We start from the raw sequence: 26,944 nt of genomic DNA on the forward strand, positions 1-26,944 counted from the left end.
CCAAAAAAAGTTAACTGCGGCCGCCGCAGTTAACCCTTCTTTAATAATTCATATTGTTCATTTGGTTTTGATTTTGGCCTTGGTTTTGATTCTTGTTATTTTTCTTAAACATTTGCTGTATGCGTTCCAGTGTTTGAGGGGCTGCGTCTAGAATTTTCTCAATCAAATGTGTATTTTCATCTAAATGAAGCATTCTGATGCCAGTCGAACCGACAATTAAAAACGCGATCGGCGTAATGGACACACCGCCTCCGCTTCCGCCTCCGAAGGGCAGTTTTTGTTCTCTTGTTTCATCGTCTTCCGATTTTTTCTCAGCCGGCTTGCCGCCAAACTCGCTGCCGCCTGCGGCGAATCCGAATCCGACTTTAGAAACGGTTAAAATCACGCTTCCATCCGGTGTTTCAACCGGATCCCCGATGATTGTGTTAACATCAATCATTTCCTTCAAGTTTTCCATTGCGGTTTTCATTAAACCTTGGATGGGATGGTCTGCCATATACGCTTCCTCCTTAAACTGATGAATCATTCTTTGAAGTCATTCGAGCCGACGGATTTTTCTTTAATACAGAAAGCTCCCGTCCGTATTTGACGAATTTGAAAGCTGCAAGCATAGCATGTCCAAAGCGAAAAAAGAATATACACTGAAAATGGGTCTTGGAAACAGGGACTTGAAACGATGGAATCACTTCATAAACAGGCTTGTTCACAAAGTCTAAATGGTCATGAAGCATAGCTGCGATACCGCCTTTGACTCCCCATACGGCACCCGTTAACACACCTGTCACTGCTGCGTCATGAACCCCGACAACTGTGATCCATTCGAGTTTTGTGATATGCAAATGCGCTATAAAAGAGGCGCTGATTTTCCTTAACTTAGTGACATGATGCAGAAGCATTTCAATTTTATTGATGCTTTGCTGCACATCATCAAACGTAATTTTTTTCTTGCTGCTGCTTTTTTTCACTTTCGATTTTGTGTTCTGTCTGATATCGACTGTTCCGTCATCTTTGTTCACCTTAATCGCCGGAATTGTTTTTTTAATCCGAACCAGGCCAAACAGCGTTGTAATTTTCAAAGTTATTTTGTCATTATCCTCAGCATGAAGATACTCCGCGGCAACATGAATTTTCATTCTGAGAAGCAGCACGATACCTATAAGAATAAGAATGGCTGACAGCACATATACCATATTCTTTCACTTCCTCTAGGAAGCATTATCGCCCATTCAGCAAAAAATAAACCCGGACAGGGTCCGGGTTTAGCTGTTATTTACGATATAATTTTTCGTGCACCACAGTTGTATCAGCAATGTAATCGTGAATCCCCTGTTTTTTAGGAGAAAAAGCGACGATGATATATAAAATCCAAATTTTATCAATATACCGCCCGACCACTTCACGGAAAATCACAGTGCTCCATGTCAGCTTATGGCCCTGCTTGACAGAAATTACTTTAAGGCCGAACACCATTTTTCCGAGCGTTTGTCTGAAGTATTTGGTCATCAGCGCAAAGTATGCCAGATAAACGAAAAGCGTTGTGATGCTGTACGCTGAGATGGTGAACATGTCGGATGTTTTCGGCAGATCCAGTAAAGTAAAGATGGGAGAAACGATTAAATGGTTTAACCCCCACACAACGAGCCAATCAAGCAGGAAAGCCCAAAAACGGACCCAAAAGCCCGCATATGCGTGTGTGAGCTGTTCCGCTTGATCCGGGCCTGCGATGTCGCTGCGCTCTAACTCTTCATATGTCGCATCCATTATTGATCCCTCCTACTTCGCATAGAGATACATCATTCTCGGCGAACCGGATTGTGAAAGAACTTCTCTCATATTCAGAAAATCAATTTCACTTTTAAACATTTTGTTCGCTCCCATGGTAAACAGAGAGCCTAATCCGAAGCTTTCCTCGTAAGAGACGACAGAAGCGTTTTTCAAGTTTTTATGATCCTTTTTCATGGCCGCAATTGTATCATCATAAAATCCGAGTTCATCCACAAGATTCAGTTTTTTCGCCTGCCGCCCGTCATACACGCGTCCGTCCGCGATTTTCTTTACTTCCGCTTTCGATATGCCGCGGCCTTCCGAAATGACATCGACAAAGCCTTCATAGGAGTTATCAACCATAGATTGCATGATATTTTTTTCTTCTTTTGTCATCTCACGGGAAGGAGACATAATGTCCTTGTGAGCCCCGCTTTTAATGGTCTCAAAAGAGATGCCGAGCTTATCAGCCAGCTTTGAGTAATTCACGCTCTCCATGATAACCCCAAGAGATCCTGTCAGGGTTTCCGGTGTCGCAAAAATTTTATCGGCAGCTGTTGAGATATAATAACCTCCGGAAGCTGCCATCGACCCCATTGACACATAGATTGGTTTTTTTGATTCTTTTTTTACTTCTTCCAGTTTTTTATGTATTTCGGCACTTTCATACACTCCGCCTCCCGGAGAGTTTACCTTGAGTACGATCCCTTTAACCGCATCATCCTCTTTTGCCTGCTCAAGATTTTTTAAGAATGTTCGGTGGTTATACCCGTCTGAACCGAGCAGACTGCTTGAATCACCATTATCCTGAATGGTGCCGCTGACCTCCAAAACGGCGATTTTGCTGGAAAGGCTTCCGTTTTCAAGTGTCACTTCCTGGGATTCATCTGTCAGTGATGTAAGGTCTGTTTGAGCACCCTTGACACTTTCAAAGAAACTCATTGAGATACTGACGATGATGGACACGCCAAAAATTCCAAGGGCGATCACTAATGCGATCCATCTTTTTGCATTCATTTTTTCTCCTCCTTTTTCCCAAACTCTCTCATTATACGATTCAAATGAAAAAATGTTTCATTGATGAGAAAGCTCCGGCTTAACGGGCCGCCGGCAAACGTGGTACACTTATGACCAAAGGTATTTTATCACAAATACTGGATGGCAGAAAAACTTAAATATGACAGCAAAGGGGAAATGGGATATGACCGATCATCGCCGTAATGTTTATTTTTTTCACAAACAGGACCAGGAAACAAACAAACAAGTCAGCTCCTTAACACAATTGGCTGAAGAGAACGGATTTACTGTTGTCAATCAGCCTTCTGACGCCAATATTATTGCCAGTGTAGGCGGAGACGGTACATTTTTGCAGGCGGTCAGAAAGACGAATTTCCGTGACGACTGCTTATACGTCGGCATCACCAAAAAGGGGAAAGCTCATTTATACTGTGATTTTAATAGTGATGAGCATGAAAAAATGGTGGATGCGATGACGTTTGAACAAATTGAGGTCAGAAAATATCCGCTGATTGAAGTGACAGTGGATCAGACCAGTCCTTTTCATTGTTTAAACGAAGTTTCCATTCGTTCGAGCATAATTAAAACCTTTGTGATGGATGTGCTGATTGACGATCTGCACTTCGAAACGTTCAGAGGAGACGGGATGATTATTTCCACGCCTACAGGCAGCACAGCTTATAATAAGTCTGTGGCCGGAGCTGTCGTTGATCCGCTGCTACCCTGCATGCAGGTGACGGAGCTTGCTTCGCTTAACAATAATACCTACCGCACGCTAGGCTCTCCGTTTGTCCTCAGCTCTGAACGAAAGCTGACGCTTCGTGTGGTGCAAGCCGGAAATGAACACCCGATTATCGGTTTGGACAATGAAGCACTCAGCACAAGAAACGTGAAAACGATTGAAATCAAGCTGTCTGATAAAAAAATAAAAACCGTGAAACTAAAGGACAATTCATTTTGGGAGAAAGTAAAACGGACATTTTTATAGAAAAAAGAAAAGGACAGGCTATTCGCCTGTCCTTTTTACTGTTGATTCTCATATACAATCTGACCGTTGATAACGGTTTTTTCTATCTTTAAAAGATGAAGCTGTTTCGGGTCAATTGTAAACGGATCTTCACTGAGAACGGTAAAATCCGCGTCATACCCTTCGGCTATTTTCCCCCGTGTCTGCTCTTTGTAAATGATCTCAGCACTTCCTGCTGTATAAAGCCTGATAGCTTCATATACTGTTAAACACTCGCTTTCGTTATAGCTCGGACCGTTCTGTTCGCGGATGCTTGTCCGGAGCACCGCAGACTGGATGCCGAGAAGCGGCTCAACAGGCTCAATCGGAGCATCAGAACCCCCTGCACATAAAATGCCTTTAGAGATCAGTGTTTTCCAAGCAAAAGCTGTTTTCATACGGTCTTCTCCAAGACGGTCAATCACCCATGGAAAATCACTGGCGACAAAATGAGGCTGAAGATCAAGAGCAATCGGCATGCGTGCTGCTTTTTCAATCAGCTCATCATTCAGCACCTGCGCATGGATCAAGCGATCATGCCGGCCGCTTTTTGGCGGATGCTGCTCGACAGCCTGCAGCACTTTTTCAAAGGCAAGGTCGCCAATGGCATGAACGGCAACCTCCATTCCTTTCTCTCTCGCTTTTTGAACGAGGCGGCTGAGTGTTTCATCATCATGGACTTGAACACCGTTTGTGGAAGGATCGTCATGATACGGTTCTTTTAACAAAGCTGTTCTCCCGCCAAGCGCTCCATCAGAAAATAGTTTCATCGCACCGAATTCAACGTACGGGCCAGACGGCTTCTTCATTTGCTCCCACCGATCAACCGCTTCATGATGAACGAGCAAATGACAGCGAAACGGATACTTTCCGCTTGCCGCAGCCGTCTCATAAGCATTCATCGGAACGGACACATCGCCATAATAAGACAAATCTTCCGAATGGCCGCCTGTCAGGCCTTTTGTCCAGCAATCCTGAATGGCCGCTGTAAGCGCCTGATCAACATAGTGCTGAGATACAGGCGGAACGGCTTGCAGGACCAGATCCTGCGCCTTATCAAACAGAAGCCCAGTCGGCTCGCCATCTGCATCTCTGCCAATCACTCCGCCATCGGGATCAGGAGTGGCTTTTGAAATTCCCGCGGCTTGCAGCGCCGCAGAATTGACCGCTATTGCATGCCTGCATACCCGCTTGAGCAGGACGGGCCTGTCCGGGAATAAAGGATCAAGGTCATGCTTCGTCAAATAAGCCGGCTTCTGGAATTGATTTTCATTCCAGCCCTCTCCAATGAGCCAATCGTCTTCAGACAGGCTCTCTTCTCTTGCCTTCGCAGCCTGCAGCACAGCTTCTTTAGATGTAAACGAAGACAGATCAAGCTGGAGCTGTTTTTCTCCGTGCCCGATCAAATGCAAATGGCTGTCCACAAATCCTGGAAACATGACTGCTCCGTTCAAACTGATGTCTTTTGTTTCCGGTGAACTGTATTTCTTCTTCAGACTCTCATAGCTGCCGGTGCCTTTTATGACACCATCCTCAACATAAACAGCCTCCGTTTGGTGGCCTTCTTCGAGCATCGTATAAATGAAACCGCCGTGCCATATCGCCTTCATTCACGTTCACTCTCTTTCTTTACGCCTTTTTATTGGCTTTGAGCTGTTCTTCACGTTTTCTTAATTCCACTCGTCTGATTTTTGCAGAAGCCGTTTTCGGCAGGCTTTCGACAAATTCAATCTCTCTTGGATATTTGTATGGAGCCGTAATGGTCTTCACATGATTTTGCAGAACTTTGACAAGCTCATCACTGCGTTTTTCGTGATCTTGCAGGACAACGTATGCTTTAACGATGGAGCCTCTTATTTCATCAGGGCTTGCGACAACAGCACATTCTTTGACTTCAGGGTGCTTCACGAGCGCATCTTCCACTTCGAATGGCCCGATCGTGTAGCCGGAGCTGATAATGATATCGTCATTCCGGCTTTCAAACCAGAAGTAACCATCCTCATCTTTTCTTGCTCTGTCTCCTGTTAGGAAATAATCGCCGCGAATTTGTGTTTTCATTCTGTCCGGATCTTTAAAATATTCTTTAAAGAGCGCCGGGGTGCTGAGGTGAACAGCGATATCACCAACCTCACCAGTTTTGCAGATTTCACCGTCTTCATTGATGATCTCCACCTGATTTCCCGGTGTCGGTTTTCCCATGCTTCCCGGTTTAATGTCCATATCCTTTAAGACACCGACTAAAAGCGTGCTTTCTGTTTGGCCGTATCCGTCTCTGACCTTGACGCCGAAATGCTTTTGGAACACGTCAATCACTTCGCGGTTGAGCGGCTCACCGGCTGAAACAGCGCTGTGCAGGGCTGAAAGATCGTAGCTATCTAAGCCTTCGACCTTTGCCATTAAACGGTATTCCGTCGGCGTACAGCAGAAAACATTGATTTTGTAGCGGTTTAAAAGCTCTAAATATTTTTCAGCTTTGAATCTGCCTTGATACACAAAACCTGTTGCTCCGCTTCCGAGTACCGCCAATAGCGGACTCCACACCCATTTTTGCCAGCCTGGCGCAGCAGTCGCCCATACGGTATCCTGTTCAGAAATATCAAGCCATGCACCGGCAGATGTTTTTAAATGAGCAAATGCCCATCCATGTGTATGTACAACACCTTTCGGCTGTCCCGTTGTTCCGGAAGTATAAGACAAGAACGCCATGTCTTCTCTTGTTGTATCAGCAGTTTGAAAACGGCTTCCATCCGCATCAATCGTTAATAGATTTTTCCATCCGGCATCATTTTCACCAATCGACAGTTTAATCAGGCGGTCTGCAGTACTGACATCACGGAAAGCGCCAATAAAAGCAGAATAAACAATGGCGCCTTTCACTTCGGCATGTTCAATCCGGTATTCAAGATCTTTCGCACGAAGCATTTCAGAACAAGGAATAACGACCATTCCCGATTTCAGGATAGCCAGATAAACGGCATAGGCTTCGAGCACACGCGGCACCATTACAATCAGTTTATCTCCCTTTTTAAATCCAAGATCAGCCAGAGCCGCACCGATTTTATTTGTTTCTTCCATAAGCTTTTCATACGACCATGATTTTTGTTTGCCCGATTCATCCTCCCATAATAGGGCGGTTTTTTGTCCAGTTGCACTGAACTTTTCGATTTCATTAACTAAATTGTATTCCATTGGGGCAATTAAATCTTCTCGTTTCAACACGAACAACTCCTCACTTTCTCCACCCATTATACATAAATACATGCCGTTTCCGTAAGGATATGCCTAAAAACAAGCTCCATAAACATCGGTTTTTATAGGCCGCTGGTCCTTTTTTATAAAAAAACGAAAAAGAGTGGGGAAAAACCCCACTCCTAAGCCATTATGTGAAATTGTAAATTAGAATTGTCCTCCGCCCATGTTTTGTTGAGCAAAAGATACAAGACGTTTTGTGATCTCTCCTCCAACAGAACCGTTAGCGCGAGAAGTTGTTTCTGCTCCAAGGTTTACACCGAATTCAGAAGCGATTTCCAATTTCATTTGGTCGATAGCTTGAGCAGCTCCTGGTACTAAAAGGTTGTTGCTGTTACCTGAGTTATTGTTAGCCATGTGTCTCACCTCCTTGTGAGTATAGAATGTGTTAAAACACATGGCTTCATACAGAAAATCTTTGGTAATTGTATACAGGAGCCGGCTCTTAGTTAAAAGAGTTCTGCGAATTTGTCGTTTGCTTCTTGTTCGCTATATAATGTCATTGTTTCAATGTGATCAACCGCCTCTTGAATCAGCGGTTCAAAATCCACAAAGCTCTCAAAGTGTTCGATTTTTTCTTTTTTCGGGCGTGTTTTCGGGCTTGGCGGCGTAAAGATCGTGCAGCAATCTTCAAATGGCTGGATGCTTGTTTCGTATGTGCCGATTTCCCGTGATATTTCGATGATTTCTGTTTTATCCATAGCGATTAACGGACGCAGAATCGGTGTAGACGTAACCGCATTAATCGCGTACATGCTTTCAAGCGTCTGGCTCGCTACCTGTCCGAGGCTTTCCCCCGTAATAATCGCGAGCCCGTTTCTTTTTTCTCTGATTCTGTCGGCAATTTGAAGCATTAAGCGGCGGGTTGCCGTCATCGTATAGTTTTCAGGAATTTGTTTTTGGATCAGCTCTTGCGTCTTTGTAAACGGGACGATATGAAGCGTCATGCTTCCTCCGAAGCGAGACAGACACTTCGCTAAGTCCATCACTTTTTGTTTCGCACGTTCGCTTGTGTATGGCGGGCTGAAGAAATGGACAGATTCTACTGACAGTCCTCTTTTCATTGCGTAAAAACCGGCTACCGGGCTGTCAAAACCGCCGGAAAGCATCAGCATCGCTTTCCCTGCTGAACCGACAGGAAGTCCGCCGGCTCCTTTTTCATTGCGAATCGTCAAAAAGGTTGCTTCCTCCCTGATTTCAATTCTGAGCGGAATGTCTGGATTGCGGACATCAACTGTCAGCCCTTCTGTATTTCGCAATATATGGCCGCCGATTTCAGCGTTCATTTCATTCGTATCTAATTCAAACTGTTTATACGCTCTCTTTGTCGCGACTTTAAACGTATCACCAGGCTGATATTGATCCTTGATCGCCTGCAGGGCAGTTGTCTTAATATCGTCAAGGCGGCTCTCACACTTAATGGCCAGACTGAAGCTTTGAATGCCAAACACCTGTTTCAAGTGAGGAAAAAGAGCCTCAGGATCCACTCCATTTAATGTTATTGTCATACGATCCCGATTAGAAAAGTATTTTAATGTCGGATAGTCTTTCAGGACAAGCCTGACGTTTTGCTTTAAACGTTCAATAAAGCTTTTTCTGTTTTTTCCTTTGGTTGATATCTCCCCAAAACGAATTAATATATGATCGTAATTCATGTTCTACCTCATCATTTTTTTTAGTTTTTTGATGCCAGGCACAAGCGCGTTCATAAATGGCTCTGTCACATCGCTTGTCTGGCTGTAGTTTAAGCTGATTCTGATGCTGCTTCCGGCGATCTGCTCTCCCTTGCCCATCTGTAACAGGACTTTGCTCGGTTTATGTTCCTTTGCCGAGCAGGCTGATGTCGTTGAGACGAATATATCCTTTTCCTCCAGCATGTGCAAAAGCACCTCCGCTTTTATGCCCGGCACAGAAAAATTAATGATATGCGGGGCGCTATTGCTTTGAGGAGTATTTAAGACAACACCGTCTGAATCACTCAGCTTTTTCATAAACAATTCCTTTGCGGCCACCATTCTTTCAAGGTGATGATGATAATCATCAGCCGCAAGATTGATGGCTTTGGCTAGTGAAACCGCACCTGCTGTATGCTCGGTTCCTGCACGTATGCCTTTTTGCTGAGTACCGCCTGTTATCAGCGGGATAAGACGCGTTCCTTCCTTTACAAAAAGTGCACCTGTCCCCTTCAGTCCGTGGAATTTATGGCCGGATATGGAACAAAGATCAATGCCGGCATTCTCGATCGCCAAGGGAACTTTAAAGATGCCTTGCACATAATCGACGTGAAACAGAATGTTCGGATACTGCTTCAGCACTTCTCCAGCCTCTTCAATCGGCTGCACGGAGCCAACTTCATTGTTCACATGCATCATGCTGACAAGCACGGTATCCGGCCGAATCGCATCTTTCAGTTCCTTAATGGACACAAATCCATCTTCATTTACTGAAAGATAAGTTACTTCAAACCCGAATAGCTCTGTCAGCTGCTCCAAAGATTCAGTAACGGACGGATGTTCGATAGAAGTGGCAATGATATGTTTGCCTGTTTTTATCTTTGACAAAGCGGCTCCTTTTAAAGCCACATTATTAGCTTCTGTAGCACCTGACGTAAATACAATATCATAATTCTTTAGGCCCAAGGCTCTTTTTATTTGATTTTTGGCTGCCTGAAGCAGCTGTTCCGTTTCGGCTCCATATCGGTGCAAAGATGAAGGATTGCCAAAATATCGGCTGCTAGTCTGTTCATAAACGTTCAAGACTTCATGATAAGGTTTGGTCGTTGAACTATTATCTAAATATATCATCTTTTTTTACTCCTTTATGAAAGCGGTACAAGGTATGATATTTATGTTACCATAACAAAATTTAATAGAAAATTACAAAAAGCTAGTATTGACTTCTAAATTTTTTACCATATAATAAGATTTGTTCGTTTCGTCATATTATCTGACAATTAATTGACAGAATATTTTAACATAATTATTAGGAGGATTTTCATGAAACACTCACTGCCTGTCAAAGATACCATTATTATTGGTTTCATGCTATTTGCGCTATTCTTTGGAGCAGGAAATATGATTTATCCGCCGGAACTTGGACAAGCAGCCGGACACAATGTCTGGAAAGCCATCGGCGGATTTTTACTGACCGGGGTAGGTCTGCCTCTTCTCGGAATTATCGCTATCGCATTAACCGGCAAGGATGCTAAAGGACTTGCTGATAAAGCTCACCCTGCATTCGGTACAGTATTTACTGTTGTGCTTTATTTATCAATCGGACCATTATTCGCCATCCCGAGAACAGGAACCGTTTCTTATGAAATTGGTGCAGTTCCGTTTCTGGCTGGCGTTCCTGAAAGACTGTCTTTATTAATTTTTACACTCATCTTTTTCGGCATTACTTACTATTTAGCGCTAAACCCAACCAAAGTCGTGGATCGAATCGGAAAAATTCTCACTCCAATTAAATTCACAATTATTTTAGTGATTGTTCTCAAAGCGATTATCACGCCAATGGGCGGTTTAGGTGCAGTAACGGAAGCATATAAAGGAACACCGGTATTTAAAGGATTTTTGGAAGGCTACAAAACAATGGACGCGCTTGCTTCAATCGTATTTGGTGTTGTCGTTGTAAATGCTGTGAAAAGCAGAGGCGTTACACAATCAAAAGCTCTTGCGGCAGCTTGTATTAAAGCCGGAATAATTGCTGCATTAGGGCTCACATTCATTTATGTTTCTCTGGCCTACCTAGGTGCAACAAGCACAAACGCAATCGGGCCTGTTGGTGAAGGAGCTAAAATTTTATCAGCATCGTCCCATTATTTATTCGGTTCATTAGGAAATATCGTACTTGGATCAGCTATCACAGTCGCGTGTTTAACCACAAGCGTTGGGCTTGTCACTTCTTGCGGCACATATTTTTCAAAGCTTATCCCTGCGTTATCATATAAAGTTGTCGTTACCATCGTCACTTTATTCAGCCTGATGATTTCTAATTTCGGGCTTGCTCAAATTATCGCTTTTTCAGTTCCTATTTTATCAGCTATTTATCCGCTTGCCATTGTCATTATCGTTCTTTCATTTATTGATAAGCTCTTTAAAGAAAGACGTGAAGTTTACATTGCATGCTTAATCGGTACAGGATTATTCAGTATTTTAGACGGAATAAAAGCAGCCGGCTTTTCGCTCGGAGCTCTAAATACGTTTTTAAATGACAATCTGCCGCTATACAGCCTTGGCATCGGCTGGGTGATTCCTGGAATCATCGCCGCCATTATCGGCTATATTCTTACCTTTTTCATCGGTACATCCAAACAGCAGCTTAAAGAAATAAGTTAATGTTATGGTCGCCTGCGTTACTGCGCAGGCGTTTTTTTAATAAAAAAGAGCCCGCTCATAAACTGCGGGCTCTTTTTTACGATCTGAATTTAAGCGGATAAATCTGCTTTTATTTTTTTCACAGCACCTGGCGCAGCTTTCTCTACAGCTGCAGCCGCAATTTCATAGGATTCTTCATAATCATAAGCGTAAAACCGTCTTTCCGCTTCTTTCAGCTGTTCAGATAAAATATGGTTCTGGCTTCTGAATCGGTTTCCGAACTGAATGATTTTTTCAATCAGCATAACCTGCTCTACCAGTTCCTCTGATTCCCGGCTTGCCCTGTTCACGATATCTTCCGCTTGTTTCAGATGGGCTCCGGCCTCTTCCATATTTAAAGGAATTTCGTTTAATTGATTGACCGTTTCTTGAATGTGATGATGCGCGTTTTCCAGCATCTCTTGAATATGACTCGGGATGCCCGGGATGTTGCTTGTCTTCAGCAGTCTTGCTGTTTCAGAAATTGTTTTTTTCAGATTGCCAAGTGTCTCTCTCGCCTGCAGTTCTTCTTTTCTAAGAGCCTGCAGCTTTTCACGGTAATCCGTATGGTCTTTTTTCACTTCTTCAATCTGCTTCTCAATTGATGCGACCTCTTCAACTAAAAGAGAGTAGGCGACATGCTCTGCATCCAGCTTATCTTTTACTGACGCAAGCAGCTTGCCGACTTCATCAATGCGCTTTTCAAAGGCCTGCTGTTTGCCTAGCTCACCAGCTGTCAGTCTGTAGCTTTCCTTCACCAGTTCAGTTTCCGCCTTTGTCTGCTCCTTCTCTTCTTTCAGCTTATCGTAAGCAATGATCAGCTCAGGCATTTTGCTTAACACAGATTGGCCTGCTTCAACTTCACCCTCGAGCTGCTGGTAAACAGATTGAATATTTTCGTCTATGAGCTGCAGTATGGCAGATGCTTCATCAATATCCAGCTCAGTCATCAAAACATGTTCTGCCCGTTTCAGCTGATTTGACAGATTTTCCAGCTCCTTATCAATCTGGATATGCTCAAGCTTATACCCTTTCTCTTTCATTTCGCGATATCCGTCTTTGAGCTTTGCAATCTGGCCCGGCAGCGTCTGCTTGCAGTCGGCTAACAGTTTCGGCACATCATCTATGTACGACTGAAGCCGTTCTAGATTGCGGTCCTGCTCAAGGAGAACTTTTCTTGCAGTAATATAGTTCCCGCCCTCTGTCTCTTCTTCAAACTGTTTGATCCCGCTCCAAATCTCGTCAAGATCTGCTTCAAGGCTGTCATAAAGCTCTCCGTAAAGGTGGCTGTATGCCAGCAGGTTTTTTCGGGACTTTGAGTAGCGTTCTCTTACCTGTTCAATCTCTTCGCGGCTCTTTTCTTCACTTGTGACGAGATTGCTGATTTCCCGGAGTATCTTTTCAATGTTCGATTCCGCCGCTGTCAGGAGATCGTCGATATGAACGAGCACTTGATTGGCTTTTTTAAACCGGTATTTGTCCGCGCATTCTTCGGCATCATAAAGGAGCTCTTCAACTTTCGGCATATGGGCAGTGACAATCTCATCCCATTCTTCACGCCATTTCTCAAAGAACTCTTCTGTCTGCCCCGTCATTTTCAAATGTTTAATTTTGGACATTTCTTCCACTATCGATCGATTGAGAATTTCAATCTTCCAAGATTCCAAACGATCAATTTCCGTGTAGATTTTTTTCCTGAAAAAGTAGCCCGCCGCAAACAGCGCGAGCAGTACAATTAATAATCCAATGACAAACTCCATAATGAGCCCCCTTGCTGTTAACCTTAATCTGTCAGGGTGTTTTATTTATTCAGAAAGATTTCAGGATATGTATTGAGAAAAACTGTCGTTTTCATTGTTATTATGATACCATGTAACCAACATTTTTTGAGCAGAAATCAAAAACTTTTTGTGCAAAATCGGCAGGATTTGACTATTTTTTCACGGGGTGACACCAATGCTAAAGCGAGACGGACATATTCACACACCATTTTGCCCTCACGGCACAACAGACACACTCAGACAATATGCGGAGGAAGCGATAAAAAAAGGCTTTCAATCAATTACGTTTACAGAGCACGCTCCTTTGCCTCCCTCTTTTACCGATCCGACACCGCAAAAAGACAGCGCGATGGCGCAAGCCTCTTTGGAACGCTACATTAATGAAATTTCCGGATTAAAAAAAGAATATCGCGGACAGCTTGACATACGGACCGGGCTTGAGGTCGATTATATTGCTGAATACGAAGATGAAATCAAATCGTTTCTGAATACATACGGCCCATTTTTAGATGACAGCATCTTATCCGTTCATTTTTTGCGCACAGGCTCGTCTTATCTGTGCCTCGACTATGATGAGCATACATTTAAAAAGCTGATCTCAGAGTGCGGAAGCATCGAAGCTGTATATGAACTGTATTACCGCAGCATTTATTCTTCTATTGTAGCATCTCTCGGCGCCTATAAGCCAAAAAGAGTCGGTCACATCACACTCGTTAAAAAATTCATCAGGCTGTTTCCTTATAAAATGTCCGATCATATTCACAGACTTGCTTCTGAGTGCCTGAACGCTGTCAAGGAAAACGGAATGGAGCTCGACTTTAATACATCAGGTCTGAGAAAAACATACGCGGGGGATATTTATCTGGAGGATTGGATGATTGAGGCGGCGAAGCAAAAAAACATCCCGCTTGTATTCGGGTCTGATGCCCATCAAGCGGGTGATGTCGGATACGCGTATGAGAAATTTACTGAACTGCGCTAATTTGTGACCGCATGTCTCCTGTCCGGAATACGCTTCTGATCCAAATCTTGATTTCTTCAAAATACATTTTATAAAAGTACGGCTCGTGCGGCTGCATATAGAGCACTTCTGAAATATATTGAGGCTGGAGATAGGGCATCATCAAGAGAGATTTTAATTGAAGAATAAAATGAGGCAGCGGCAGCGTTAAATGTTCTCGCTGTTTTTCTCCTTCCTCAATAATCAGCTGGAAGATATACTTTTCCTTCATCAGGTACGTCGACATTATTTCCCTTATTAAAGTCGAATCAATGGTGACTTCCCGGTAGACAAACCGAGTTAATTGACGATTGTTATGCTGATAGGATAAAATATCGAAAACCAATTGGAGAAGCTGTTCCTGCGTGCTTTGAAAAGAGATGTTGCCTGCCGCTGTTTCAAGTGTTTTATTGTAGCCTTCGTAAAACTCTGAAACTAAGTGTTCCATCAAACCTCCTTTGCCTTTAAAATAGTAGGAGATGTGCGCAACATTTACATCAGCTGACTTTGCAATTTCACGGACAGATGTGCCAGAAAATCCTTTTTGGTTAAAGAGCATGACAGCAGATTCAATAATTTTGTCTTTGGTGCTTACTTTCATACCGGCTCACTCCTTCCTCTTGTTACAAATTCAAGGCGGAGACCGGCTGTTCCTGTAAGAACTTATCGACAAATGCCGGCAGAAAAGCCGGGATTTTGTTTTATATTATAGAAAAAGTGAGGGTTTTCCATGTTTCATGTCGAACAACAATCTGGAGATAAAGAAAAAGACTATCAGCTTCTGCTCAAACAGCTCGAAGCCATAACAGAAGACGAAACAGACCAAATTGCAAACTACGCAAATGCGTCAGCACTGCTTTATCATTCATTGCCTGAGGTCAACTGGGCCGGTTTCTATTTTGCTAAAGAAGGGGAAGGACAGCTTGTGTTAGGGCCATTTCAAGGTCTGCCGGCATGTGTCCGTATTCCTTTCGGCAAAGGCGTTTGCGGAACAGCATATGCAAACGGAAAAGCAGAGCGAGTTGCGGATGTAAACGCATTTCCGGGACATATCGCCTGTGATGCAGCATCTCAATCAGAAATTGTGCTTCCGATTCATGTAGACGGAAACCTAGTCGGCGTTTTGGACATTGACAGCCCTGTCAAAAACCGATTTGATGAGATCGATGAAAAGTATCTTACACAATTTGCAGAAATCCTTGAAAAAGCTTTAGTGTAGAGCATACAGCAAAAGCCCAAAACATGTAGCGTTTTGGGCTTTTTTCATTTTATCGACTCGTGAATCATCAAACGGTTTTTCCCGCTGCGTTTCGCGGTGTAAAGCGCTTCGTCGGCCTCGTGAACAAGCTCCTTCAAGGATTTTTTCGATTCTGAGTCCCAGCAGGAGATTCCGCATGAAATCGTCACCTCAGGCTTCGTACTTTTTCTCACCGCACAAACAAGCCTTTCGGTAATCCGTTTCCCGACAGCAACCGTCACATTCGGAAGGTAAACCGCCAGCTCCTCGCCCCCCCAGCGGGCGCCGACATCATGCTTTCGGATATTGCTTTTGATAACGGAAGCGACCTGTATTAAAATCTCGTCCCCTGTCTGATGTCCGTACGTATCATTTACATTTTTAAAATTATCAATATCAACAAGAATAAAAACGCCTTTTTGATGAATTTTCATGCTGTATTGGATTTTTTCATCTAAATAGACTCTTGAATACAGCTCTGTCAGCTGATCCGTTTTCACAAGATGCTCAAGGCGGTCGCGAAGCATCGAATTGGTCACAGCCAACGTTGCGTGATGAATCAGCGCTTGGAACAGCTTGTACATTTCAAATGTAAAAGCGTACATTTCCTTTTTCAGCAAAACGGCAAATCCCAGGAGCTGGTCATTCTCCATCATCGGAACAGCCATAAGTGAACCGTATCCGGCTTTTCCAAACACAGACTGTCCATTTCCGATAAAAACGCCATTCTCTCCTTCGTACAGTTTTTCTTTTATTTCATTATATATATCAGACGACTTCGTTTCTTTAAAAAATGCTGTGCTCCCGGGAAGCAGTGTCTGATGTTCAAAATGGTCAATATGGAAAAAACCCACTTCTTCAGCATGAAATGATTCAGCCATTCTCACAGCAAGATCGTTCATCGTATCCGTCAGCGTCAGCCGCTGGTTGAGACGGCGCGATGTTTCATTAATTAATTCCAAGTTTGCAATACTTGTTTTGGATTGTTCATAGAGCTGGGCATTTTCAAACGCCTTTCCCGCCGCATTTGCTATCAGTGACATTTCATCAAGGTACACGTCGGTAAGAGGACTGTCTCCCGCCCCACCTGCCATCAGAACGCCGTACGTTCCCTGCTGCCCTTTAATTGGAATGTAAGCGACCGTTTCATTTTTCCGCAAAATGTTCCCGGATAGATAGACTTTAAGCGCAAAGGAATCGGCATCTTCCCCTTCCATATACAGTTCCTTTGCAGGAACACCTATACATTGGTCCTGATCATGAGAAATAAACAGAGAAAATTGAAACAGGGGAAACGTGGTGTGTAAGCTTTCAAGAAGCTTCTTCAACACTTCCGTCTGGTCGAGCAGCGAATGGAACAGTTCTGTCATCTTGTATATCTTTTTTTGATAGATTGTTTTGATATAAAGTCTTTCCTGTTTCATTGACTGATTCAAAAAAGAAGAAATCAAATCCGGAAGCTCTTCCGGAAACACTCCGTCCTGCCTGCATGTTAAATGAAAGCTCCTGCCGGAGACATGATCCTCGATAACATAAAATGAGGCATTTATTTTCGATGCAGAAAAATGCACTTCATCCTCTGCCATTTGTGCCATGTGATAAGATGGAGACGGTAAAAGGGATACGCAAAGTGATGGAAAATATGTTTGAATAGCCGATGTCAGCCATAAAAGAGAGTCGGTGAATGAGACCTTTACAGATTTGGTTAATAAAAAATCGAGCATATGATAACGAAAGGCGGGTAATTGATCTTTTGTTTGTTCTATCATGTTTTATCACCTAAAAAGTTTACCACTAATTTTTGTTTATTATATCATAAACAGCAAAGCGATAATGGATGAATGGTTGACTTCAAAACAAATAAATTATATAATGACCTTTGTGTGAAATATTGCAGCCTTTTTGTTCAGCTTCTATGTTTTCATTTTGTTCCTTATCAGTAAGGTGTATCGTGTAACTCTCTGCTGCTGGAGCGAGGATACATGAAAACAAAATGTCCATGGTCGAATAGAACAGACGGTTTTTATTTTCCACAAAATTAAAACCAAAGGAGGAGTCACATTATGGCTCGCTATACAGGTCCATCTTGGAAACTGTCCCGCCGTCTAGGAATCTCTCTTAGCGGAACAGGAAAAGAATTAGAAAAACGCCCTTACGCTCCAGGTCCACACGGCCCAGGACAACGTAAAAAATTATCAGAATACGGTTTGCAATTGCAAGAAAAGCAAAAGCTTCGTCACATGTACGGTGTAAACGAACGTCAATTCCGTACATTGTTTGACAAAGCTGCAAAAATGACTGGTAAACACGGCGAAAACTTCATGATTCTTTTAGATTCTCGTCTTGATAACGTTGTGTACAAGCTAGGTTTAGCGCGTACTCGCCGTCAAGCTCGCCAATTGGTTAACCACGGCCACATTACTGTAGACGGAAGCCGCGTTGACATCCCGTCTTACCAAGTAAAAGCTGGTCAAACAATCGGTGTTCGCGAAAAATCAAGAAACCTTTCTATCATCAAAGAATCTGTTGAAGTAAACAACTTCGTTCCTGAATACCTTACTTTCGACGCTGAAAAGCTTGAAGGTACATTCACTCGTCTTCCAGAGCGTTCTGAACTTGCTCCGGAAATTAACGAAGCGCTTATCGTTGAGTTCTACTCTCGTTAATCGTTTAAAAAACCCCCTGCCGCTATGCGGTCGGGGGTTTTTTTTCGTCTAATTCTTCTACCGTTTCCTGCTGGACAACACTTTCTCTGGTCTGCTGCTCCCAATAATCCCGCTGTAATCTTTCTTTGGCGATCGTACACATGAGATTCACGGTGAGCTCTCCCTCCTATTGAAAAGGTGGTGAATGGTCGTGTTTGCCCTATCTAATATACTCTTTCCCTCAAATTCCTATGCGCTAAACCAAAACATCCTTTGCCAATTAAGCAAAGGATGTTTTTTCTTATTTATATGTGACAAGGAAGTATTTTTTCTTCCCGCGGCGCAGAACAGTAAATTGATCTTCAATGCGGTCTTCAGCAGATAAGATATAGTCAATTTCTGTCTGGCGTTCACCGTTAATGTAAACGGCTCCGTTTTTAATATCTTCACGGGCTTGGCGTTTAGACGGTGACAGTTTCGATTCAACCAGCACACCTACGAGTGACAGTTCTTCAGCGCTGTCTTTTTCTAGAGAAGGCACATCTTTAAAACCGATTTTTACGTCTTGGGCAGAAAGCTCTTTAATATTGCCGCTGAACAATGCTTGGGAAATATTAATCGCTTGCTCCAGTGCCTCGCGTCCGTGAACGAGCGCTGTCACTTCTTCTGCCAGGCGTTTTTGCGCTTCACGCTTTTCAGGTGCTGTTTCAGTTTTTTCAGCATATTCTTCGATTTCTTCCTTTGAAAGGAACGTGAAGTATTTTAAATATTTCACTACATCACGGTCGTCTGTATTGATCCAGAATTGATAGAACTCATATGGGGACGTTTTTTCTTTATCAAGCCAAATTGCGCCGCCTTCGGTTTTTCCGAATTTTGTGCCGTCCGCTTTCGTTACAAGCGGAATGGTAAGACCGAATGCTTTTGCTCCTTCTTCTTCAGATTTTCTGATCAGCTCAAGGCCAGCTGTAATGTTGCCCCATTGATCGCTTCCGCCGATTTGCAGCTTACAGTTTTTCTCTCTGTACAGGTTTAAGAAATCATAAGATTGAAGAATCATGTAGCTGAATTCCGTGTAAGAGATGCCGGATTCGATTCTGGAGCTGACTGTATCTTTTGCCAGCATGTAATTGATGCCGAAGTTTTTGCCGACGTCACGAAGGAAGTCGATCACATTCATGTTTCCGATCCAGTCGTAGTTATTTGCCATAACAGCCGGGTTTTCCGCTGATTCAAAATCAAGAAATCTTGAAAGCTGATTTTTGATTTTTTGCGACCATTCGACAACGATATCAGCCGTGTTTAATGTACGCTCAGCTTTTTTTCCGCTCGGATCGCCGATTAAACCCGTCGCGCCGCCCACAAGCGCAATCGGATGGTGCCCCGCAAGCTGAAAACGGCGGAGTGTTAAAATGGGCAGCAGGTGCCCGATATGCAAGCTGTCTGCTGTCGGATCAAAGCCTGAGTACAGGCGGATTTTTTCTTCGTTCAGCTGTTTATTCAGTCCTTCTTCATCCGTCATTTGCTGAATCAATCCGCGGAAGGATAAGTCTTCAAGTAAGTTTGTCATGAGATAAAGCTCCTTTTTTAATAAAATAAAAACGCCCCTTCGTGTAAACGAAGGGACGATTGATTATCGCGGTACCACCCTACTAATAAGAGCATACATACAGCTTTTCGCTCTTATCACTTTGCCTGATAACGGATCAGGTCCGTTCTTTCACTACTGAAAGCCTGAGCGACTTTGTTTGCAAAAGCGGTTCATGAGTGTATTCGATATATCCGTCTGTGCTGATTTTCACCGGCCATCAGCTCTCTGGAACGTAAGGATATTCTACTTGTCTCAATCTTTACCTTTTCATATGAAGCTATATCATTTTTAACATAAATAAAATCCCGTGTCAACGGCGCCTTTTAATCCTCCATCGTTGACAGGTCTCCGGCCGGAAGATTCAGTTCCCACGCCTTCAGCACACGTCTCATGATTTTACCGCTCCGTGTTTTTGGCAGCTTATCCTTAAATTCAATTTCACGCGGAGCCGCATGGGCTGCAAGACCTTGTTTGACAAATTGGCGGATTTCTTCCTTCAGTTTATCAGACGGCTCAAACCCTTCTCTGAGAGCGATAAAGGCTTTGATGATTTCGCCGCGCACCGGATCAGGTTTTCCAATCACCCCCGCCTCCGCAATTGCCGGATGTTCGACAAGCTTGCTTTCCACTTCAAAAGGTCCGACACGCTCACCGGAGGTCATGATGACATCGTCCACTCTGCCTTGGAACCAAAAATACCCTTCATCATCCATGTAGGCAGAATCACCCGACACATACCATCCGCCAGGCATAAAATAAGATTCGTATTTTTCAGGGTTGTTCCAAATCGTGTGCATCATAGATGGCCAGCCCTTTTTAATGGCGAGGTTCCCCATTCGATACGGCGGAAGCTCGTTCCCCTGATTGTCAACGATTGCTGCTTCTACACCGGGAATCGGTTTTCCCATCGAGCCTGGTTTAATATCCATGCAAGGATAGTTGCAGATCAGCTGTCCGCCCGTCTCTGTCATCCACCATGTATCATGAATCCGTTTATTAAAAACTTTATGCCCCCATCTGATCACTTCCGGGTTTAAAGGTTCACCGACACTCAGCACATGGCGGAGTGAAGTCAGATCATATTTGGCAGCCATCTCATCTCCGGCTCCCATCAGCATTCGAAAGGCAGTCGGCGCGCTGTACCAGACGTTTACGCCAAGCTGCTCAATCGTTCCATACCAGCTTTCCGGGCTAAATCGTCCGCCGACAATAACATTTGTCGCTCCGTTCAGCCACGGCGCAAAAATCCCGTACACCGTTCCAGTCACCCAGCCTGGGTCGGCCGTGCACCAATAAATGTCCTCTTCCTTTAAATCAAGGACCCATTTTCCTGTCTGATACTGCTGAACCATCGCCTCATGGACATGAAGCACACCCTTTGGCGTACCCGTAGATCCTGATGTATAGTGAAGCAAATAGCCGTCTTTCCTATCCATCCATTCAATGTCCAGTCTTGTGCTCTCATGCTTAGCCACTTCATCATAATGAATGATGTTTGTTCCTCTCTTTTCAGCCTGGCCGCCGACTATGAATATATGCTGTAAATCAGGCAGCTTTTCAACAGGAATCCTTTCCAAAAGCTCAGGCGTCGTGACGACAACCTTTGCCTCGCTGTTTTGCAGCCGGTCCTTAACAGCCCCCTCCATAAACGCTTCAAATAACGGCCCGGCGATTGCGCCGATTTTGATAGCGCCTAGCATAATAAAATAAAGCTCGGGTGATCTCGGCATAAAAATAAAAACGCGGTCCCCTTTTTCCACATTTCCATACCGTCTCAGTACATTCCCGGCTCTGTTTGTTTCTTCTTTCATTTCTTTAAATGTGTATTTTTCATCCCGTTTTGCGTCCTTATAATAAAGCGCTACTTTGTTTTTCCGAAAAGATTCGGCGTGGCGGTCTATCGTTTCATAAGCCGCGTTCAATTTCCCTGTCTTATGCCAAGAGAAATGTTTCTCCGCTTCGGACCAATCAAATTGCCGATACGTTTCATCGTAGTTTTCTAGGTTATGATCCCCCTCTATAGCTGGTAACGCTTTCAAATTCATGTCCAAACATCCCCCTTTGCTGAAGTTGTCACATTTATTATAGTATATATTCATATTCTTCTCAATTTTTAAAATATAAACCATGTTGAAAACGCTTTATAATTTGTTATTCTTAAAGGAGGCATGTATTTTTTATAGAAATTGATGGGACGGTGAATCAGTGGAACATCATAAAACATATCACTCTGCAAACATCAAAACAGCAACCGGCTCCTTACTGATAGAAGGGCCTGTCTCTCCAGAAGACTTGGCAGGTTATGAGTTTCATAAGGATTTGACCGCATTTCGGCCGCCCCGGGAACAGCATGAAGCATTAGTCGATATCGCCGGCCTTCCTGAGGGACGCATTATCATTGCCAGAGACGGCCAGGCCATTGTCGGCTATGTGACGTATCTATACCCTGACCCGCTCGAAAGATGGTCAGAAGGAAATATGGAGGATTTGCTTGAGCTCGGAGCCATTGAGGTGGCGCCGGAATACCGGGGATGTTCTGTCGGAAAAACACTTCTGACCGTCAGCATGATGGACGAACAAATGGAGAACTACATTGTGATGACGACAGAATATTACTGGCATTGGGATTTAAAAGGGATGAAAAAGGATGTGTGGGAGTACAGAAAGATCATGGAGAAAATGATGAACGCAGGCGGATTGGTCTGGTTTGCCACCGATGAGCCAGAGATCAGCTCCCATCCTGCGAACTGCCTGATGGCGCGCATCGGAAAAAACGTCAGCCAGAAATCAATTGAACGATTTGACAGGCTCCGTTTTTATCATCGTTATATGTATTAACTGACACTGACAAAGGGGAAAAGATAATGATTGTTGAGCAAATCATGAAAAAGGATGTCATCACATTAACGAAAACGGATACGCTTGAAACGGCAATACACAAGCTGAAGGAATTTCATATCAGGCATTTGCCTGTTATTAATGAAGACCGCCATGTGATTGGGATGATTACAGACAGAGATATGAAACAGGCCAGCCCCAGTATTTTTGAAGAAAGCAAACGCAGCCGTTTTCTCACACGAAGCGTTGAATCCATTATGAAAAAAGACGTCGTGTGCGCCCATCCGCTTGATTTTGTTGAAGAAATATCAGCAGTTTTCTACGAGCATGGCATCGGCTGCCTTCCAGTCGTGCAGCATCACAAGTTAATCGGCATTCTGACAAAAACCGATTTGCTGCGGACTTTTGTGAAGCTGACAGGCGCTGACCAGCCCGGATCGCAGGTTGAGATAAAAGTAAATGACATCACAAAAAGCCTCGCCGATATCAGCGGCCTCTGCCAAAGACTTCAGGTAAAAATACTGAGCGTTCTTGTCTATCCCCATGACGATTCCGGCGCAAAGGTGCTTGTATTCCGTGTCAAGACGATGAATCCGCTGCCGTTTTTGCAGGAATTGCAAAAAAACGGGCATCTCATCGTATGGCCGTCAGAGCACAGGGATCAGCTATGAGGGACAGTGTATTTATTTATTCTCCCTCTTATCAGACTTATATGTTTCATCAGGAGCACCCCTTTAATCAGCAGCGTGTTCTGCTGACATATGATTTGCTCAAATCGATGGATGCCTTTGACGAGGGGGATATCGTCAGTCCCCGGCTTGCGGCGGAAGATGAGCTGGCTCTTGTGCATACGGACGATTATATTCAGGCAGTACAGCTTGCCGGCGCCGGAAAACTTCCACCCGAAGAAGGGGAAAGCTACGGGCTCGGCACTGAAGATACACCCGTCTTTGCAGGCATGCATGAAGCTGCCTCACTATTAGTCGGCGGAACCTTAACAGCTGCGGATTATGTCATGTCTGGACAAGCACTGCATGCTGCCAACCTTGGGGGAGGCCTGCACCACGGGTTTCGCGGAAGGGCTTCTGGATTTTGCATATACAACGACAGCGCTGTAGCGATTCAGTATATTCAGAAAAAATATCAAGCCAAGGTGCTGTATATTGATACGGACGCCCATCACGGAGACGGTGTGCAATTTGCGTTTTATGATAATCCCAACGTATGCACCCTGTCCATTCATGAAACGGGACGATATTTATTCCCCGGAACCGGTCAGATTCAGGAAAAAGGCAGCGGAAAAGGCTACGGATATTCCTTTAATATCCCGCTTGATGCTTTTACGGAGGATGATTCATTTATTGAGGCTTACCAGACAGCAGCTTCAGAAATCGCCGCTTATTTTCAGCCAGATGTGATTATCAGCCAAAATGGAGCTGATGCCCATTACTACGATCCGCTGACGCATTTGTCAGCAACGATTGCCATTTACGAACAGATTCCGCGGCTTGCTCACGCTTTAGCGCATCAATATTGCGGCGGAAGATGGATCGCCGTCGGAGGAGGCGGATATGATATTTGGCGTGTGGTGCCCCGTGCCTGGGCCCGAGTATGGCTTGAAATGAAAGGGATCGATCCGGGACATGACATTCCATCTGAATGGATCGCAAAATGGCAAAAGCAATGCCCAGTCACCCTTCCGTCCAGTTGGAGCGATCCCGCCGATTTATATCCGCCGATTCCACGCAAGGCAGAAATTACAGAAAAAAATGCCCAAACCGTCAGTAAAGCGTTATATGCGATACGATCAGAGCGTCAGGAAAAAACAAAATAAAAAAACGACCTTCACGAAGAGGTCGTTTTTGATTTTTTGATGACGATTTCTACACGTCTGTTTTCCTTCATGTGTTCATTTGTTTTGTTATCCTTTACAGGCTTTGTATCCGCATAGCCAACAGCGATAAATCGCTTCGACGGGAGTTTCTCTTTTGATGTGAAATATTGAATCACTCCGCTTGCCCGTGCTGCGGATAGCTCCCAGTTGGACGGATACCTGTACGTTGAAATATTTCGGCTGTCTGTATGGCCCTCCACCTGAATATCATTTGGAATAGTCTGAAGAAGAACTGCAATTTGGTGAAGAAGCGTTTCAGCATTTTCCAACACTTTAGCCTCGCCTGAATCAAACAGCACCGCTTCCTGAAGAACGAGCACGACACCGCGTTCATCCCGCTTTGCTGTCATTTTCGCCTTCAGCTGGTGCTCTTGAATGTATGTATTCACTTTTTGCAGCAGTTGATCCTGCTGATTCTCTTGCTTCTTTGCATCGGCTGACGGCGTGTCTTTTTGATCGATGGCTGTTTGGTCTGGCTGAAGTCCGCTGCCTTCCTTTTGGATCGAGTTCACCGCTGCTTTAAATTTCTGCAGATCGATCTGCGACATCGAAAAAAGTAAAATAAAGAACACAAGGATCAGCGTAACCAGATCTGTAAAGGTGACCATCCAGCCCGAGGATGATTGATTGTTTTTCCCGTTTCCATTCCTTCGTTCAAAGCGCTCTCTTCTAAGCTTCATGTACAGATCCCTTTTTTGTCTTTACTTGATTATGCTGCTTCCGCCATTCTTCCCGAGAACTGAAAACGACGAGCTGGCTTTCCAGATTGCGCGGATTTTTTCCGGATTGTATCCCGATGATACCTTCCACCATTACCTGTTTGATGAAGATTTCACTTTCTGTTTTTTCTTCGAGCTTAGCCGCAATCGGGTTAAATACCATGTTTGCCAGCAATGATCCGTATAAAGTCGTCAAAAGTGCAACAGCCATATTCGGGCCGAGCATATCAGGGTCATTTAAGTTTTTGAGCATCAGCACCAGCCCGACCAGTGTCCCGATCATGCCCCATGCCGGAGCGAATTCCCCCGCCTTCTCCAAAACACGCCGGCCTTTGCGGTGCCGTTCCTCCATTGCTGCAATTTCTGAATCCATGACAAGCCGAATCGTTTCTTCATCCCAGCCGTCAACCGCCAGAAGCAGCCCCTTTTTCAAGAATGGATCTCTGATTTCTCTGGCCTGGTCATCAAGTGATAAAAGCCCATGTTTGCGCGCATGATCGGAAAGGGAAACGAAGGTTTTCACAAGATCTTTTACATTGTCTTCCTGGCGGATAAATGCCTGCTTTAACACAGTGGGCGTTTTTTTCAGCTCTCTCGGCGGAAAACTGATAAAAACAGCGGCGCAAAGCCCTCCTGTTACGATAAAGAAAGAAGTCAGATCTAGAAAAGAGCGGAAACCGCTTACTCCCGATCCGGAAATAATTCCAATCACAATAATAATCGTTCCTAACACAAAACCAACAGGTGTAAGATAATCAAAACGTTTCATCATTTCTCCTCACTCATACGAAAAAAGCAAGAATCCACCTTAGAGGTGAAGCTTGCTTTCTTGTTTTTCTTATGACTTGGTTGACTGTCTTAACTCTATACGATGCGGCAATTCGACAATATGCTCTTCCACCGGCTCTTTATTCATGAGCTTTGTCAGCAGTCTCATGGCAACCGCGCCAATATCATACGTCGGCTGAACTACTGTTGAAAGCTGCGGCCGAACCATCAAGCTTAATCTCGTATTATCAAAGCCGATAATGTCGAGATCTTCAGGAATGGAAAGGCCTTGATCCTGTGCGGCATGAATAATGCCGAGAGCCATTTCATCAGTTGCGGAAAGAATCGCTGTCGGTTTTTTGTCCAGGCTCATGAGATGCTGAAGTGCCTCAAGTCCGGAATCATACGTGTAATCACCTTCAGCGACAAATTGTTCATTAAACGGAAGATTCGCCTCTTCAAGCGCCCGTTTGTAGCCTTGCAGTTTCTTTGAGCGGTTGATCGGTTCTGTCATCGGGCCGGAAACAAACGCGATATCAGTGTGCCCCTTATCAACCAAAAGCTTCACCGCGTCATAAATCGCCTGCTCGTAATCAATTGCGACTGATGGTGTTTCACCTTGCTCTTCAACAGAAGCGGCAAGCACGATCGGCACTGGCGAACGCTTAAATTCCGCTACATGCTCGTCCGTAATGTTTCCGCCCATAAATACGATGCCGTCGACCTGTTTGCCGAGCATTGTGTTTAATAAGTGCAGCTCTTTCTCCAAGTTTTGGTCAGAGTTGCTCAAAATGATGTTATATTTATACATTGTCGCGATATCTTCAATTCCGCGCGCAAGCTCTGAATAGAAAATGCTTGAGATATCAGGAATGATGACACCTACAGTTGTTGTTTTTTTGCTTGCAAGCCCTCTTGCCACCGCGTTTGGACGGTAGCCGAGACGGTCAATGGCTTCCAAGACCTTTTTTCTCGTTGTCGGTTTTACATTCGGGTTTCCATTCACGACACGGGAAACGGTTGCCATGCTTACATTAGCTTCTCTCGCTACGTCGTAGATCGTAATATTGCTCATCCTAA

At 44.2% G+C, this 26,944-nt stretch carries 26 protein-coding genes and 1 other annotated feature; of the genes, 8 read left to right on the top strand and 18 right to left on the bottom strand.

The annotated features are described in order from the left end of the window. Positions 1–40: 40 nt before the first annotated feature. The 4 genes from ytfJ to sppA all read right to left on the bottom strand — a co-directional run bounded on the left by ytfJ (position 41) and on the right by sppA (position 2,781). On the bottom strand, positions 41–496 hold the full coding sequence (ytfJ, locus tag NSS75_RS15870) for a GerW family sporulation protein (RefSeq protein WP_024122491.1): 456 nt from the start codon (positions 494–496) through the stop codon (positions 41–43). Positions 497–509: 13 nt separating this feature from the next. Further along, the gene (locus NSS75_RS15875) at positions 510–1,190 is read right to left on the bottom strand and encodes a DUF2953 domain-containing protein (protein ID WP_024122492.1); all 681 of its coding nucleotides are present in this window, start codon (positions 1,188–1,190) and stop codon (positions 510–512) included. Positions 1,191–1,266: 76 nt separating this feature from the next. After that, positions 1,267–1,761 (bottom strand): RDD family protein, encoded by a 495-nt coding sequence (locus NSS75_RS15880; protein ID WP_268497904.1) that lies wholly within the window; start codon positions 1,759–1,761, stop codon positions 1,267–1,269. 12 nt (positions 1,762–1,773) lie between these two features. Further along, positions 1,774–2,781: a signal peptide peptidase SppA gene (gene sppA, locus NSS75_RS15885; RefSeq protein ID WP_095714210.1), complete on the bottom strand. Its 1,008-nt coding sequence runs from the start codon at positions 2,779–2,781 to the stop codon at positions 1,774–1,776. Positions 2,782–2,965: 184 nt separating this feature from the next. Between sppA and NSS75_RS15890 the strand changes: the two genes are divergently transcribed. Beyond that, on the top strand, positions 2,966–3,769 hold the full coding sequence (locus NSS75_RS15890) for an NAD kinase (RefSeq protein ID WP_024122495.1): 804 nt from the start codon (positions 2,966–2,968) through the stop codon (positions 3,767–3,769). Between the two features lie 35 nt (positions 3,770–3,804). On the opposite strand, the gene NSS75_RS15895 is transcribed toward NSS75_RS15890, so the two are convergent. From NSS75_RS15895 to NSS75_RS15915, 5 genes are all read right to left on the bottom strand, one after another. Continuing rightward, positions 3,805–5,397 (bottom strand): amidohydrolase, encoded by a 1,593-nt coding sequence (locus tag NSS75_RS15895; RefSeq protein ID WP_339233813.1) that lies wholly within the window; start codon positions 5,395–5,397, stop codon positions 3,805–3,807. A gap of 19 nt (positions 5,398–5,416) precedes the next feature. After that, on the bottom strand, positions 5,417–7,006 hold the full coding sequence (locus NSS75_RS15900; RefSeq protein WP_105990208.1) for an acyl--CoA ligase: 1,590 nt from the start codon (positions 7,004–7,006) through the stop codon (positions 5,417–5,419). Positions 7,007–7,183: 177 nt separating this feature from the next. Beyond that, complete coding sequence (gene sspA, locus NSS75_RS15905) at positions 7,184–7,393, bottom strand: alpha type acid-soluble spore protein SspA (RefSeq protein ID WP_014114778.1); 210 nt, start codon at positions 7,391–7,393, stop codon at positions 7,184–7,186. Between the two features lie 92 nt (positions 7,394–7,485). Continuing rightward, positions 7,486–8,691, bottom strand: coding sequence for a tRNA uracil 4-sulfurtransferase ThiI (thiI, locus tag NSS75_RS15910; RefSeq protein WP_339233819.1), 1,206 nt, complete (start codon positions 8,689–8,691; stop codon positions 7,486–7,488). Between the two features lie 3 nt (positions 8,692–8,694). Beyond that, the gene (locus NSS75_RS15915; protein WP_229146490.1) at positions 8,695–9,840 is read right to left on the bottom strand and encodes a cysteine desulfurase family protein; all 1,146 of its coding nucleotides are present in this window, start codon (positions 9,838–9,840) and stop codon (positions 8,695–8,697) included. 192 nt (positions 9,841–10,032) lie between these two features. On the opposite strand from NSS75_RS15915, the gene brnQ reads away from it, so the two are divergent. After that, complete coding sequence (gene brnQ / locus NSS75_RS15920; protein ID WP_095714206.1) at positions 10,033–11,373, top strand: branched-chain amino acid transport system II carrier protein; 1,341 nt, start codon at positions 10,033–10,035, stop codon at positions 11,371–11,373. An 89-nt stretch (positions 11,374–11,462) separates the two neighbouring features. On the opposite strand, the gene ezrA is transcribed toward brnQ, so the two are convergent. Then, positions 11,463–13,151 (bottom strand): septation ring formation regulator EzrA, encoded by a 1,689-nt coding sequence (ezrA, locus tag NSS75_RS15925; protein ID WP_044153843.1) that lies wholly within the window; start codon positions 13,149–13,151, stop codon positions 11,463–11,465. Between the two features lie 196 nt (positions 13,152–13,347). On the opposite strand from ezrA, the gene hisJ reads away from it, so the two are divergent. After that, positions 13,348–14,154, top strand: a complete 807-nt coding sequence (gene hisJ, locus NSS75_RS15930; RefSeq protein ID WP_213417832.1) for a histidinol-phosphatase HisJ — start codon at positions 13,348–13,350, stop codon at positions 14,152–14,154. Here the strand turns inward: hisJ and refZ are convergent. Beyond that, positions 14,138–14,773: a transcriptional regulator RefZ gene (gene refZ, locus NSS75_RS15935; protein WP_010335311.1), complete on the bottom strand. Its 636-nt coding sequence runs from the start codon at positions 14,771–14,773 to the stop codon at positions 14,138–14,140. The two genes, hisJ and refZ, sit on opposite strands and share 17 nt — an antisense overlap. A 129-nt stretch (positions 14,774–14,902) precedes the next feature. Between refZ and NSS75_RS15940 the strand changes: the two genes are divergently transcribed. Continuing rightward, positions 14,903–15,391, top strand: a complete 489-nt coding sequence (locus NSS75_RS15940) for a GAF domain-containing protein (protein WP_024122502.1) — start codon at positions 14,903–14,905, stop codon at positions 15,389–15,391. 44 nt (positions 15,392–15,435) lie between these two features. Here NSS75_RS15940 and NSS75_RS15945 read toward each other — a convergent pair whose 3' ends face one another. Continuing rightward, a complete protein-coding gene (locus NSS75_RS15945) occupies positions 15,436–17,178 on the bottom strand; it encodes a diguanylate cyclase (protein WP_339233828.1) in 1,743 nt (580 codons plus the stop codon). 294 nt (positions 17,179–17,472) lie between these two features. Here NSS75_RS15945 and rpsD point away from each other — a divergent pair, with 294 nt between their 5' ends. Beyond that, on the top strand, positions 17,473–18,075 hold the full coding sequence (gene rpsD / locus NSS75_RS15950; RefSeq protein WP_024122504.1) for a 30S ribosomal protein S4: 603 nt from the start codon (positions 17,473–17,475) through the stop codon (positions 18,073–18,075). A 22-nt stretch (positions 18,076–18,097) separates the two neighbouring features. Here rpsD and NSS75_RS15955 read toward each other — a convergent pair whose 3' ends face one another. From NSS75_RS15955 to acsA, 3 genes are all read right to left on the bottom strand, one after another. Then, a complete protein-coding gene (locus NSS75_RS15955; protein ID WP_339233832.1) occupies positions 18,098–18,226 on the bottom strand; it encodes a hypothetical protein in 129 nt (42 codons plus the stop codon). Between the two features lie 129 nt (positions 18,227–18,355). Then, entirely contained in the window at positions 18,356–19,624 is a 1,269-nt protein-coding gene (gene tyrS / locus NSS75_RS15960) for a tyrosine--tRNA ligase (protein ID WP_339233835.1), read from the bottom strand. A 48-nt stretch (positions 19,625–19,672) separates the two neighbouring features. Further along, positions 19,673–19,914: a binding site (T-box leader), on the bottom strand. 54 nt (positions 19,915–19,968) lie between these two features. Then, positions 19,969–21,690 carry an acetate--CoA ligase gene (gene acsA, locus NSS75_RS15965; RefSeq protein WP_024122507.1) on the bottom strand — a complete coding sequence of 574 codons (1,722 nt, stop codon included), beginning with the start codon at positions 21,688–21,690 and terminating at the stop codon, positions 19,969–19,971. Between the two features lie 160 nt (positions 21,691–21,850). On the opposite strand from acsA, the gene acuA reads away from it, so the two are divergent. The 3 genes from acuA to NSS75_RS15980 are packed head-to-tail and all read left to right on the top strand — an operon-like array spanning position 21,851 to position 24,317. Continuing rightward, positions 21,851–22,483, top strand: coding sequence for an acetoin utilization protein acetyltransferase AcuA (acuA, locus tag NSS75_RS15970; protein WP_213417835.1), 633 nt, complete (start codon positions 21,851–21,853; stop codon positions 22,481–22,483). Between the two features lie 26 nt (positions 22,484–22,509). After that, complete coding sequence (locus NSS75_RS15975; protein WP_095714527.1) at positions 22,510–23,154, top strand: acetoin utilization AcuB family protein; 645 nt, start codon at positions 22,510–22,512, stop codon at positions 23,152–23,154. Then, entirely contained in the window at positions 23,151–24,317 is a 1,167-nt protein-coding gene (locus NSS75_RS15980) for an acetoin utilization protein AcuC (protein ID WP_024122510.1), read from the top strand. The genes NSS75_RS15975 and NSS75_RS15980 overlap by 4 nt, the downstream gene beginning before the upstream one ends. 11 nt (positions 24,318–24,328) lie before the next feature. Here NSS75_RS15980 and motS read toward each other — a convergent pair whose 3' ends face one another. The 3 genes from motS to ccpA all read right to left on the bottom strand — a co-directional run bounded on the left by motS (position 24,329) and on the right by ccpA (position 26,939). After that, positions 24,329–25,057: a flagellar motor protein MotS gene (motS, locus tag NSS75_RS15985; protein ID WP_024122511.1), complete on the bottom strand. Its 729-nt coding sequence runs from the start codon at positions 25,055–25,057 to the stop codon at positions 24,329–24,331. Beyond that, a complete protein-coding gene (motP, locus tag NSS75_RS15990) occupies positions 25,047–25,865 on the bottom strand; it encodes a flagellar motor protein MotP (RefSeq protein WP_024122512.1) in 819 nt (272 codons plus the stop codon). The genes motS and motP overlap by 11 nt, the downstream gene beginning before the upstream one ends. Before the next feature lie 69 nt (positions 25,866–25,934). Next, positions 25,935–26,939: a catabolite control protein A gene (gene ccpA / locus NSS75_RS15995; protein ID WP_024122513.1), complete on the bottom strand. Its 1,005-nt coding sequence runs from the start codon at positions 26,937–26,939 to the stop codon at positions 25,935–25,937. Positions 26,940–26,944 lie beyond the last annotated feature (5 nt).

It is taken from the genome of Bacillus sp. FSL K6-1012 (assembly GCF_037964915.1).
In the GTDB taxonomy this organism is placed as follows: Bacteria; Bacillota; Bacilli; order Bacillales; family Bacillaceae; genus Bacillus; species Bacillus halotolerans.